At 63.6% G+C, this 12,648-nt stretch carries 13 protein-coding genes; 2 read left to right on the top strand and 11 right to left on the bottom strand.

The annotated features are described in order from the left end of the window. A partial coding sequence (locus Q0D45_RS08535) for an ABC transporter permease (protein WP_293391251.1) occupies positions 1–323 on the top strand: 323 nt, incomplete at its 5' end. 65 nt (positions 324–388) lie between these two features. On the opposite strand, the gene Q0D45_RS08530 is transcribed toward Q0D45_RS08535, so the two are convergent. From Q0D45_RS08530 to Q0D45_RS08485, 11 genes are all read right to left on the bottom strand, one after another. After that, positions 389–958 (bottom strand): PepSY domain-containing protein, encoded by a 570-nt coding sequence (locus Q0D45_RS08530; protein ID WP_293391248.1) that lies wholly within the window; start codon positions 956–958, stop codon positions 389–391. Positions 959–1,144: 186 nt separating this feature from the next. Further along, complete coding sequence (locus Q0D45_RS08525; protein ID WP_293391245.1) at positions 1,145–1,597, bottom strand: hypothetical protein; 453 nt, start codon at positions 1,595–1,597, stop codon at positions 1,145–1,147. 121 nt (positions 1,598–1,718) lie between these two features. After that, positions 1,719–3,023, bottom strand: a complete 1,305-nt coding sequence (locus Q0D45_RS08520) for a magnesium transporter (protein ID WP_293391242.1) — start codon at positions 3,021–3,023, stop codon at positions 1,719–1,721. Between the two features lie 5 nt (positions 3,024–3,028). Beyond that, positions 3,029–3,895 carry a CBS domain-containing protein gene (locus Q0D45_RS08515; protein ID WP_293391239.1) on the bottom strand — a complete coding sequence of 289 codons (867 nt, stop codon included), beginning with the start codon at positions 3,893–3,895 and terminating at the stop codon, positions 3,029–3,031. After that, entirely contained in the window at positions 3,888–4,757 is an 870-nt protein-coding gene (locus Q0D45_RS08510; RefSeq protein WP_293391236.1) for a mechanosensitive ion channel domain-containing protein, read from the bottom strand. The genes Q0D45_RS08515 and Q0D45_RS08510 overlap by 8 nt, the downstream gene beginning before the upstream one ends. A 203-nt stretch (positions 4,758–4,960) precedes the next feature. Further along, positions 4,961–6,109: a pyrroloquinoline quinone biosynthesis protein PqqE gene (gene pqqE, locus Q0D45_RS08505; protein ID WP_293391234.1), complete on the bottom strand. Its 1,149-nt coding sequence runs from the start codon at positions 6,107–6,109 to the stop codon at positions 4,961–4,963. Then, positions 6,102–6,404 (bottom strand): pyrroloquinoline quinone biosynthesis peptide chaperone PqqD, encoded by a 303-nt coding sequence (gene pqqD, locus Q0D45_RS08500; RefSeq protein ID WP_293391231.1) that lies wholly within the window; start codon positions 6,402–6,404, stop codon positions 6,102–6,104. Before pqqD ends, pqqE begins: the two co-directional genes overlap by 8 nt. After that, positions 6,397–7,185, bottom strand: coding sequence for a pyrroloquinoline-quinone synthase PqqC (pqqC, locus tag Q0D45_RS08495; protein WP_293391228.1), 789 nt, complete (start codon positions 7,183–7,185; stop codon positions 6,397–6,399). The genes pqqD and pqqC overlap by 8 nt, the downstream gene beginning before the upstream one ends. An 11-nt stretch (positions 7,186–7,196) precedes the next feature. Continuing rightward, complete coding sequence (pqqB, locus tag Q0D45_RS08490) at positions 7,197–8,111, bottom strand: pyrroloquinoline quinone biosynthesis protein PqqB (RefSeq protein WP_293391225.1); 915 nt, start codon at positions 8,109–8,111, stop codon at positions 7,197–7,199. Between the two features lie 174 nt (positions 8,112–8,285). Then, the gene (gene pqqA / locus Q0D45_RS21620; protein ID WP_156891444.1) at positions 8,286–8,360 is read right to left on the bottom strand and encodes a pyrroloquinoline quinone precursor peptide PqqA; all 75 of its coding nucleotides are present in this window, start codon (positions 8,358–8,360) and stop codon (positions 8,286–8,288) included. Positions 8,361–8,607: 247 nt separating this feature from the next. Next, entirely contained in the window at positions 8,608–10,641 is a 2,034-nt protein-coding gene (locus Q0D45_RS08485; protein ID WP_293391222.1) for a sigma-54-dependent Fis family transcriptional regulator, read from the bottom strand. A gap of 457 nt (positions 10,642–11,098) precedes the next feature. Here Q0D45_RS08485 and Q0D45_RS08480 point away from each other — a divergent pair, with 457 nt between their 5' ends. Next, on the top strand, positions 11,099–12,610 hold the full coding sequence (locus Q0D45_RS08480) for an aldehyde dehydrogenase family protein (RefSeq protein ID WP_293391220.1): 1,512 nt from the start codon (positions 11,099–11,101) through the stop codon (positions 12,608–12,610). Positions 12,611–12,648: the final 38 nt, after the last annotated feature.

Genomic DNA, 12,648 nt, shown 5'->3' with positions numbered 1-12,648 from the left:
TGGGCTTGCTGCTCAGCGTTTACATCAAGCAGATCGAGAACTTCGCGAGCACGATGAATTTCGTGATCTTCCCGATGTTCTTCATGTCCTCGGCCTTGTATCCGCTGTGGAAGCTGAAGGAGTCCGGTGCCGAGTGGCTGTACTGGGTATCGAGCGTCAACCCGTTCACCCATTCGGTGGAACTGACCCGCTTCGCGATGTACGGCCAGCTCAATCTCACCGCCCTGGCGGTGACCGGCGGCTCGGCGCTGCTGTTCTTCGTCTGGGCCGCCTACGGCTATGACCCGCAGCGGGGCATGGTCAAGAAGCGCGCGCAGGCCTGATCTCAAGCGGCAGAAACAAGAAAGCCGCCGGTCGCCCGGCGGCTTTCATTTGCAACGACGGCGAATCAGACGCCGCCGATTTCCAGCAGTTCCTTCGACGATTCGACCACTTCGCCGCTGGTCGCATCGATTTCGACGCGGTAGTCGCCGTCAGCGGTCTTGATGTCGAACTCGTAGGACGCCTTGCCATCCGGTTCCAGTTCGAACTCGACTCTCTCGACGGTGCCCGGCTTCGATTCCAGCGCCTTCACCTTGGCGGCGGCTTCATCGATCTTGGCAAGCGCAGCGAATGCCGGAGCGGCAGCCGTTGCCACGCGCACTTCGGTTTCGACGATGGTGCCGGCGGTATCGGAGCATTCGATGTCGAACAGCTTGCCATCAGCCTGCTTGATCTCGAATTCCCAGACCCGGCCCTCGGTTTCCTGCTTCAGCGTGGCCTGCAGCAGTTCACCCGGCGCCTGGGCCAGCACGGCCTTGGCGCAGCTTTCAATGCCGGCATTGCTGCTGGCGACAGCGGCAGCCGATGAACCGGCGGTGATTTCCAGCGGCGCAGGTGCAGCCGGCGCTTCGCCCTTGTTGCAGGCAGCGAGCACGAGTACCGCAGCGGCGGCGGCGATCAGTTTCAGATTCGACATTCAGCAGACCCCAATTCATTGATGGCGACGAGAACCGTCGCGCTGCGCAATTCTAGTGTTTAAGCCTGTTTCCCGAACCGGGAAAAATTCCCGATCTTGATGAATCGGGAATTTGACTTATTGACCTGGAGAGCAGTTTGGCGTCCTGGCTGCGAGTTTGTGGCGCGCTGCCCGGCTCATGAAGGCTCAATGATCGTGCTTGTCCCGGCCACGACCATTGCCATTACCATTGCCGCGACCCTGGTTGTGATTGTCATGACTGCGGTCGTGGTCATGGTCGCGATTGTCGCTGTGACGGTTTTCGCGCTCGCGATAGCGCGGCACGTAGACATCGTTGTACCAGCGGTTGTCGACGAAATAGACCGGACGGCCGCAGGCGTCATAGCGACCGCAGTAACGCTTCCAGTCCTTGCGATAGTTCGGCGGCACGCGGACATAGACCGGCTGTTCGACGACCTGGCGGCGTTCGATGATCACCGGCTGTGCATAGATGACGCGCGGCTGCGGGTAGTCGCCGATGTCGATGCGTCCGTTGAAGCCGGGCTGGCCGATATTGATCGACACGCCAACATCAGCAGCGATCGCCGGCACGGCGGCAGTGAGCAGCAAGGCAGCGGCCAGTATTGATTTGAGCTTCATCGAATATTTCCTCGGTGGGTCGGAGCGTCGAGCGCCTGCGTTGTCGTAAGGTCGTTCGGTCCCGATGTGAGGAGATTAGAGGCCGGGCCTGAACTGGCCCTGAATCTCTTTCAAGTGCCAGTTAGAGCAGGCTCGAGAACAGCGTCGCGATGCCGAGGAACGAGAAAAAGCCGACGACATCGGTGACCGTGGTCAGGATGATCGACGAGGATTGCGCCGGATCCTGACCGAAGCGGCGCAGGGTGATCGGCACCAGCGCGCCGGCAAAGCCGGCGGCGATCATCGAGATCACCATCGCCGTGACGATGACCAGCACCAGCCCGAACGAGCGGCTCCAGACATAGACGCCGATCGCCGTCGTGGCGGCGATGCCGAGGCCGTTCATCAAGCCGACGCTGACTTCCTTCATCACCACGCGCGGCCAGTGACGGATGCTGATTTCGCGCAGCATCAGGCCGCGCATGGTCACCGCCAGCGCCTGGGCACCGGCGTTGCCGCTCTGGCCGGCAACCACCGGCAGCAGCACGGCGAGTGCGGTGAACTTGGCGATGATGTCTTCGAACATGCCGACCACCGAGGCCGCCAGGAACGCGGTCAACAGATTGATCTGCAACCACGGCAGCCGCTTGGCAACGGCGAACAGCGGCGACGACAGGGCGCGCTCGTCCTTGCTCGCACCGACCATGGTCTGGATGTCGAGGCTGGTTTCTTCCTGGATCGCGCTGACCAGCTCGGCCTGATGGATGACGCCGATCAGCCGGCCGCTGAAATCGATCACCGGCAGCTCGGTGAGGTTGTCGTGTTGCTCGAGCAGTTCGACGACTTCCTCGCGCGGCACGCTGTCGTCCACTGCGGCGATGATCGGCAGGCGCAGATCGGCCAGCCGCTGATCGAGATCGGCCAGCGCGAGATCCTGGATTTCGACGCGGCCTTCGAGCTGGCCATCCTCGTTGACCAGATAAATCTCGCGGACACTGCGGCGTCCGGTACGACGCAGGCGGGCCAGGGTTTCGGCCACCGGCAGCGTGGCCTCGAAGGCGAGGAAGCGTGGGTCCATCAAAGCGCCGGCGGAGTCCGGCTGGCGCGCCATGCTGGTCCGCAGCTCGTCGGCAATTTCCGGGTTCAGCAGCGCGAGATAGGTATCGCGTGCACCGACATCGAAACGACCCAGTAGAGCAACGGCTTCGGTGGGCTCCAGTTCGCTGAGGATGTGTCGCGCCAGCTTGGCCGGCAGCGCCGCTAGCACGGTGCGTTCGATATCGCCGGTCAGGCCGCGCCAGACCGGGATCAGCGCGTGGATCGGCTGTTCGCCCAGCACGGTGGCGATGTCCTGCGGCGGCAGACGCTCCAGCCGGCGTGCCGCTTCGCGCGGATAGTCGAGCAGAAAGCGCAGGGTCAGCGCGGCGGTGGCGGTGTCGGCACTCATCGGGCTCAGGGGCGCTCATCGGGTGATATGGCGCGCGTCGTGGTCGGCAACCAGGACACCAGCACTTCGATCAAGCCAGCCACGGCGTTCCAGTAACCGCCGGCCACCAGAGACAGCGCGTCGCCGGGCGTCGCCGGCTGGTCGTCGGGGGCCCGTTCTGGACCGCTGGCGGTGGCCAGCGCGGTCTGCCAGAGCACGCCGGCAAAACGCTCGCCGCGTTCGACCACCGGCAGCGCTCGGGCACCGGCCCAGCCCGGATGGTCATGCAGGGCGCTGATCAGCGACTGCGCCGGCACCGTGATCGGCGGCGGCTGCATCAAACGGCGCAGCGGCGCGTCGGCTGCGGCGCGCAGCAGATCGACCATCGGCACCACACCGATCAGGCGCTGCTCACCGTCGACGACATACAGCGCATCCTGCTCGTTGCCAGAGCTGCGCAGATGATCGATCGCCTGCGCGCTGCGGATGTCGTCGGTCAGCGCCAGCGCATGCGGATCGGCCCAGGCGCCGACAGTGTTTTCGGGATAACCGAGCAGCAGCCGGAAAGCGACCGCGAGCGGCGCCGGCAACTGGGCGATCAGCACATCGGCGTGAGTCCTCGGCATCTGCCGCAGCACGGCGACACCGGCCTGCGGCCCGACGGCGCGCAGCAGGCCCGCCGCCCGATCGTCGCCGAGACGATCCAGCGCTCGCGCCGCGAACAGCGGCAGCATCTGGCGAATCACCGGCGCGGCCAACCTTAGCGGCACGCTGGCCAGCAGATCGGCAGCGGCGGTCGGCGTCAGCCGTTCGAGCACCCGTGCGGCATCACGCGGATGCGCTTCCAGATAGGCCAGCGACAGGCTGCCAATGGGGCTGGTGGGGCTAGCCATTGCGCGCCTCGGGATTGATGTCGAGGCTGCCTTCGGGGCGCTCGATCAGCAAAACGATCGGTGCTTCGTTGAACAGCCGCGCCGGCAGGCTGACCCGGCCGTCGCTGGTTTCCAGCACCAGGCTGGTATTCGACATCTCGAGAATCTTGCCCTCGTAGCCTTCGACCCGAACCTGCTGGCCGATCGAGTAGGTCTGGCGCAGGTAATGGCTGCCGATCAGGTTGGCGACATAGCTGCGCGAGCCTAGACTGACCGACAGCGCGGCAGCGCCGACCAAGGCGATGATCACCACGGTGGCCATGACCACGATGAAGGTGACGCGGATGCCGATCTGATCGGCACCGACCAGGATCGCCGTGATCAGGATCGCCGCCTGCACCATGCGGCCGAGCATCACCCGCTGCGCCGGCTCGTCGGCGATCGGTGCAGCCTCCACCAGCTGTCGGGCCATGCGGCTGACCAGTACGCCGACGACGATGATCAGCGCGCCGGCCGCCATCGTCGGCACATAGGCCACAAGCTGGCCGAGCCAGGCGGTGAACAGCGCAAGGCCGAGCACCTCGGTGGCGGCGGTGACGAAGAACAGCATCACCAGCCAGAACAGGATGCTGCCCAGCACCCGCGCCGAGACCATCGGCAGACGGACGCTGGAGCCGTTGCGGGCGATCGATGACTGCGACAGCACGCGTTCGGCCGTCGCCACCAGCCGCGTGCCGATGGTGCGCAGCACGCGTGCTACCAGCCAGCCCACCAGCAGCAGCACCAAGGCGCCTACCAGCTTGGGCAGGAAGTGCGAGGCCTTGCCGAGGAACGTCGACAGCACGTCCTGCAGCGCGGTGCTCCATTCGGCGAACAGGGTCAAGGCGGGAAACTCCTCCGGGTATGCACGGAGTGGACAGCGCCTGAGGGAAAACGGTCAGGAATCCAGCCAGCAGTCTGGTGGAGCTGTCACGACGCCGCGCGACGATCGAAGGTCGAACTTAGCACAGGCACCGAGCTCAGCCGTAGGGCGGCCCATGGCCGCCGGCACCCTACGATGAGGGTGCACGGCGGGCGCGGCCCGCTCTACCTGGTCAACTCAGCGAGCTTGATCGTGTGTCGATCCGAGTTCTTCGGATTGCGGAAGATGATCGGCTTCTCGATCGTCGTGATCCTTGCCGACGAGATTGCTGCATCGACCAGATGCCGGAGCGGCGACTTGTCGCAGACCGGATCGGTCGCCGCCGCATCGCCGGTGAACTGGAAGGCCTGACAGCGGCAGCCACCGAAGTCCTTCTCCTTCTCCGGGCAGGACGCGCAGGGCTCCTTCATCCAGGCGTTGCCGCGAAAACGGTTGAAGGCATCCGAGGTCTGCCAGATGTCCTTGATCGACGAGGCCTGCACGTTCGGAAATTCGAAGCCGGGCAATTGCCGCGCGGCGTGGCAGGGCAGGGCCGTGCCGTCCGGCGTCACCAGCAGGAACACCGAACCCCAACCGTTCATGCAGGGCTTCGGACGCTTCTCGTAGTAGTCCGGCACCACGAAGTAGATGTCCATCTTGCCCTTGAGCCGGGCCTGATATTCGTTGGCCACGATTTCCGCTTCACGCACCTGCTCCAGCGTCGGCAACAGACGATCGCGATTGAGCAGCGCCCAGCCGTAGTACTGCGTGGTCGCCAGTTCGACGTAATCGGCTTCCAGTTCGATCGCCAGATCGAGCATCTCGCGCAGCCGATGCAGGTTGTCCCGATGCAGCACGAAGCACAGCACCATCGGGAAGCCGGCGGCCTTGACGGCGCGGGCCATGTCGACCTTGTGCGCGTAGGCGCGCATACCGGCAATCTCATCGTTCTGGTTGGCTTCCGAACTCTGGAAGCTGACCTGGATATGATCGAGGCCAGCGGCCTTCAGTGAACGCGCTCGCGCCGCATCCATGCCGATGCCGGAAGTGATCAGGTTCGAGTAGTAGCCGAGCTTGGTCGCTTCGGTGACCAGCACTTCAAGATCCTGCCGCACCAGCGGTTCGCCGCCAGACAGCCCGAGCTGCAAGGCACCCATCTGCCTTGCGTCACGCAGAACCCGCAGCCAGGTTTCGGTATCCATGGTCTTGCCGTGACCTGCGTAGTCGACCGGGTTCGAGCAGTAGGCGCACTGCAGCGGGCAGGCGTAGGTCAGCTCCGCGAGCAGCCACAGCGGCGGCTTGATCAGCGGTATCGCCGACGTTGAACTAGGCAATCCACCCTCGTGCATGAGCGACCTCCAGGAAACCACGTACATCGGCCGTCAGGTCCCCGTCTTCCGGGAACATCCGGTTCAATTCCGCCGCGATATCGATCACGGTCCGTTGGCCATCGACCTGCTTGAGAATCATCGCTGCCGATTCGCTCAGCTGTACCACGCCTTCCGGGTAGAGCAGGACATCGCAGCCTTGCACCTGCTCGAACTGGATGCGATGGCCGCGTGCCAGTTTCAGCGAGCCGTCGTGCAGCGGTTTGTAATCGGTCGCGTATTCGACCTTGCCTTCAGACATGGTCCGCTCCCCGGATTTCTCGCGCCGTCATGCCTTGCTGGAAGCCCGGCACGCAGTGATAAGGCGGTTCGTTCTTCACATAGGCCATGCTCATCGCATCGAGCATGGTCCACAGGATGTCGAGCTTGAACTTCAGCAGTTCCAGCGCGCGTTCCTGCTCGGCCCGGGTCACGAACAGATCTAGTGTCAGCCCGAGGCCGTGCTGCACGTCGCGATGCGCTTCCTGGACTCGGCCCTTGAAGTAATCGAGGCCGCTGCTGTCGATCCACGGATAGTGCTTCGGCCACTCGCTGATCCGTTCCTTGTGGATGCTCGGCGCGAACAGTTCCGTCAGCGACGAGGCCACGCCTTCCTGCCAGGACGCGCGGCGCACGAAGTTCACATAGGCATCCACCGCGAAGCGCACGCCGGGCAGCACGTAGCGATGCGAAACGATATCGGCGCGCTTCAGGCCCACCGCTTCACCAAGACGCACCCAGCGCTCGATGCCGCCTTCGACCTGATCATTGCCATCGTGATCGATGATCCGCTGGATCCAGCGGCGGCGGACTTCGCGATCCGGGCAGTTGGCGAGCAGGGCGGCGTCCTTGTTCGGAATCGCGGTCTGGTAGTAGAAACGGTTCAGCACCCAGCCCTGTACCGCTTCCTTGCTCAGCCCGCCGCTGTTCATCGCCACCTGAAACGGATGGTGGATGTGGTAGTAGGGCTCGAAAGCCTTGAGCCGGGCCTCGAACTCTTCGCGAGTCCAGGGCAAGGCAGATGTATCGAGCGAAGCGTTCATCGTTCGTACCCCTAAAGCTCGAACATCATGCCGTCGTGGGCGACTTCGACGCCGGCGGCACGAACTTGCGCGCGCTCGGCACCGTCCTCGATCAGGATCGGATTGGTGTTGTTGATGTGGATCAGCACACGGCGGGCGTTCGGATAAGCGCTCAGCACTTCGAGCATGCCGCCTGCGCCACTTTGATACAGATGGCCCATCTCGCGCGCCAGTTTCTTGCCGACGCCGCGACGGCTCATCTCGTCATCGGTCCAGGTGGTGCCGTCGACGAGAATCAGATCGGCTTCGCGCATCGCCTTTTCCACCGGCGGCTCGATCACTCCGAGGCCCGGCGCGTACAGCGCGCACTTGCCGGTGACGGTATTGCGGATCACCAGGCCCAAGTTGTCGCCCGGCGCCGGTGCTGCGCGATGCGGCGAGTAGGGTGGCGCTTTGCTGGTCAGCGCGAACGGTTCGAACTGGATCCCGGCTATACCCGGCACGGTGAACGGCGTGCCGTCCGGTTTCACCTCAAACCAGTCGACGCCGCAGTAATGTTCGAGGATGTTGAAGATCGGAAAACCGCTGGTGAGATCGGCCTTGACCCGCGCCGAGCAGTAGATCGGCAGCCGCACTTTCGATTCGCGCAGCATCAGCAGACCGGTGACGTGGTCGATCTGAGCATCCATCAGAAACACGGCCTTGATGCCGGTGTCGCGCAGGTGCCGGTTCGGCTGCAGTTCCGGGTTGGCGAGAATTTGCGAACGGATGTCCGGCGATGCGTTGATCAGCACCCAGTCCTGACCATTGCTGCTCACCGCGATCGAAGACTGCGAACGAGGAATGGCGTTCAGGCGCCCGCTGCGGCAGCCGTCGCAGGTTTCGCAGTTGCAGTTCCACTGCGGGAAGCCTCCCCCCGCTGCGGAACCCAGAATTCTTATTTTCATGTTCAGGGGGTTCTGCATTGAATCCAGCATTGATCTAGCGCGTTTTGTTGCGCTGCGTCCGCAAAATCGACTCTCAAAACAAAGCCCCCGTTACCGGGGGCTTCGTTACTTTCTGCTCCGCTATCTGGCTGGGCTCGATTCGAGTCGCCTCGTTTCGGCCTCCGCCGGAAAGATTTAGCGGTTGAGGATGTACATCGTCACTTCCATGCCAAAACGCATTTCGGTGAAGCTCGGTTTCGTCCAACGCATGATCAACCCTCCATTCTGTTCGCAGTAATTTTGCCAACGTGCCCCGTAAGGACATCGGGGGCATTGCAGAGACTATGCCACGTCGAGATAGGTTCCCAATCGTATGATTCAATGCTGCGAATAGGTTTTCGCAAGCCTCTGTCAACGCTAGAATTTAGTCGGTTTCACGCGCCAGCATCAAGCGATGGGCAAGCCGCAGCAATGATCGTCCGCCACCGTTGCCCCTGCGTCGGAAATTTCCTCTGTGTCACATCCGGGACAGATCGTCGCGCCGTGCCTCACCCAATGGAATGGCATGTCGCTTGAGCTTGCGGTAAAGCGTGTTGCGACTCATGCCGAGATCGCGGGCGGTCATCGTCATGTTCCATTGATTGTTTTCGACGGCGCGCAGAATCGCTCCGCGCTCAGCCGCTTCCAGGGCGTTGGCACCGCTGCCGAGCTGCGGCAGCGTCTCGGTGAGCGGAGCCACGAGCAGGGCGGCTGCCGGCAGGGTCTTGGCGGTCGTTGATCGCTGCATGCTGCGCGGCAGATCGCCCATGCGAACCACGCCGCCATCGCAGATCACCAGCGCGGTGCGGATGACGTTGCGCAACTCGCGGATGTTGCCCGGCCAGGAGTAGGCGAGCAGGCATTCAAAGGCATCGGCTTCGATCGAGATCGACTGGCCGTTGCGGGCTTCCAGCGCGATGAAGCGGCGGATCAGCGCTTCGGCATCGACCCGATCCTTGAGCGCCGGCAGATCCAGGGTCATGCCGTTCAGGCGGTAATACAGATCTTCGCGGAAGCTGCCGTTGGCGATCATCTCGCGCAGGTCGCGATGCGAGGCGCTGATCACGCACAGCTCGACCTTGATCGCCTGCTCGCAGCCCAGCGGCACCACTTCCTGTTCTTCCAGCACGCGCAGCAGGCGGGTCTGCAGGTTCAGCGGCATGTCGCCGATTTCATCGAGAAACAGCGTGCCGCCGCTGGATTGCTGGATGCGACCGCGCATGCCTTCCTTGCGAGCGCCGGTGAATGCGCCGGACTTGTAGCCGAACAATTCCGATTCGATCAGCGTTTCCGGAATCGCCGCGCAGTTGACCGCGACGAAAGCCTGCGCCGCACGAGGGCTGGCCAGATGAACGGCCTTCGCAAACACCTCCTTGCCGGAGCCGGTCGGCCCCTGGATCAGGATCGGCACCCGTGAATCGGCCAGCCGGCGTGCTGCACGGATGTTCGACAGCATCTGCGGGTCCTGGCCGGCGAGATCTTCCAGAGACAGCGCGTGCAGCGACGGTGCCGGGGCGATCTGCACGCGCTCGGTGGCAGCGCGGCGCGGGCGATCGAAGCTGTCCATCCGGGCCAGCAACTGGGGCGGTGCCAGCGTGACGAAGAAGCGTCGGCCATAACGCTGATCGCGCACCGGCATCAATGCCTGGCGAGTGGTGACCAGCTGGGCGAGTTCAGCATTGCCGATGTCGAACAGTTCGCTGACTGGCCGGCCGATCAGGCTGGCCCGGCTCGGCGCCGACAGCAGCGCCACGGCCATGTCGTCGGCAGCCACGACGTGACCATCCTCGGATAGCGCGAGTGCGGCGTCGTGCAGCAGGTTGACGAATTCCGGACGGCTGTGGAAACGCAGGATCCGGTACGGCTGGCAGCGGCGCAGGAACAGGCACTTCTCGATCAGCCGCGCCGAGGTGTTGACCAGCGCCATCGTGTGCATCTGGCTGCCGCGGGTGTCATGCGAGCCGACCGAGGAAGCATCGAGCACGGCGACCAGATCGCCATTCATGTCGCGGATCGGCACGCCGGAGCAGGACAGGCCGATGTGGCGGGCGCGGAAGTGATCGTTGCGATGGATGGTGATTGCCCGGCCTTCGGCGATGCAGGTGCCGATGCCGTTGGTGCCTTCGCTCTTCTCGCTCCATTCGGCGCCGACCAGCAGGCCGGCGCTGCTGAACATGCGCGTCAGGGTCGGGTCGACCTTCTGGGTCAGGATGATGCCCTTGGCATCGGTCAGCAGCAGCGCGTAGCCGGAGCCGCTGATCTGGTCATACAAGGTGTCGATCTCGGCCCGGGCGATCTCGACGAGCTCGTCGTGACGGTCCTGCAGATCCTTGAGGTTGTTCGAGTCGATGACGCTCGGCGCGTGCAGCCGGGCCGGGTCCAGCTGGAATTCGTTGAGACAGCGCTGCCAGGACACCCGGATGGTGTCGTCGAAGCCAGGTTTGGCGATGCTTTCGCCATTGACCAGCCGCAACACGCCATTGGCGTGCTGCACCGCTGCGTTGTCACCCATCTCCTCGCACCTCATCTCGACCGCCCCGCGCTACGTTGTCGCCGGGCATGGTGTTCTTCTGAATCGCCAGCGCGCCCCCAACCGGTACAGCGCGCCTTAGCAACAGTGATGCCAACCGAAGGTAGTCGCGGTTCCCCCGATCGTCAATCGAATCTGGCCTTCTGACGGCCTTCTGCCGCGTTTTTCCGAGCATGTGGCGAACCGAGGGAGAACCACTGTGTCAGGCCTGAAACAGGGCTGACACGCGTCGCACCGGAGCTGAGACAGCCGCCGTCTCAATGGACTGTCACATCCTTGGGAATAATCGCAAAAACAATAGTTTGGCCCGAGATATAGGGCTGGCTTGGTTCTTGCCGTCCGGGTTCGCGTCGCGAGGTTCGGGCTGCCCAACGCAGCGCCTGAAAAGCTATCGCGGACACACACCTGTCACCCAAATTAAAGATCGAGGAGATCAACAATGGATGGATCAAAAGGTTTGGAAGCACTGGGCGCCGAAGCCCGCAAGTTCATCAGCAGCCCGAAGAAGATTCTGATCGACGGCGCGTGGGTCACCTCGTCGTCGGGTGAAACCTTCGAAATCTACAACCCGGCCACCGGTCAGGTCGTGGCGCACGCCCAGAGCGGCAGCAAGGAAGACGTCAACGCCGCCGTCGCGGCTGCCCGTCGCGCCTTCGACGATCACAGCGAGTGGCGCAAGATGTCGCCGGCCAACCGCGGCAAGCTGCTGCACAAGATCGGTGACCTGATCCTGCAGAACGCCGACGAACTGGCCCAGCTGGAGTCGCTGGACAACGGCAAGCCGGTCGTCGTTGCCCGCATCGCCGACGTTGTGCTCGCGGCCGACATCTTCCATTACATGGCCGGCTGGACGACCAAGATCGACGGCGGCGTGCTGGATCTGTCGGTGCCATTCACCCCGGGCACCGAGTACCACGCGTACACCCGACGCGAACCGATCGGCGTTGTCGGCCAGATCATTCCCTGGAACTTCCCGATCCTGATGGCGGCCTGGAAGCTGGCGCCGGCGCTGGCCTGCGGTTGCACCGTGGTGCTGAAGCCGGCCGAAGAAACTCCGCTGACTGCGCTGCGTCTTGGCGAGCTGATCATGGAAGCCGGCCTGCCGAAGGGCGTGCTGAACATCATCACCGGCTTCGGCGAGACCACCGGCGCGCCGCTGGCGGGCCATCCGGGTGTCGACAAGGTTGCCTTCACCGGTTCGACGGAAGTCGGCAAGCTGATCGTCAAGGCGGCTGCCAATGACCTCAAGAAGCTGACCCTGGAACTCGGCGGCAAGTCGCCGAACATCATCCTCAACGACGCCGATCTGTCGAAGGCGATCCCGGGTGCTGCCAGCGCGATCTTCTTCAACCAGGGCCAGACCTGCTGCGCCGGCTCGCGCCTGTTTATCCAGGACAAGGTCTACGACGAAGTGGTTGCCGGCATCTCCGCCTACGCCAAGGGTCTGAAGATGGGCCCGGGCCTCGATCCGTCGACCCAGCTCGGCCCGCTGGTCTCGCAGGTGCAGTTCGACCGCGTGTCCGGCTACATGGCCGCCGGCAAGACCGAGGGCGCGTCGCTCGCCACCGGTGGTAACCGCTGGGGCAACGAAGGCTACTTCGTCGAGCCGACGCTCATCATCAACGCCCCCGACAGCGCCAAGGTCGTGCAGGAAGAGATCTTCGGACCGGTGCTGGTTGCGTCGCGCTTCAAGGATCTCGATGACGAATTGGTTCGCCGCGCCAACGATTCGGTGTACGGCCTCGCAGCGGGCATCTGGTCGCAGGACGTGTCGAAGATCCACAAGTTGGTGCCGCGTCTGCGTGCCGGCACCGTCTGGGTCAACTGCTACAACGTCTTCGATGCGTCGATGCCGTTCGGTGGTTACAAGCAGTCGGGCTGGGGCCGCGAGATGGGCCATCAGGTGCTGAACAACTATCTGGAAACGAAGTCGGTCTGCATCGGCTATTGATCCAGCCGTAATCTGATCGGCTTCTGAAAGCCGGTTGT

This window comes from Nevskia sp. (genome assembly GCF_023266035.1).
Lineage (GTDB): Bacteria > Pseudomonadota > Gammaproteobacteria > Nevskiales > Nevskiaceae > Nevskia.
The sequence above is the reverse complement of the archived record's forward strand: the minus strand, read 5'-3'. Positions and strand labels throughout refer to the sequence as shown.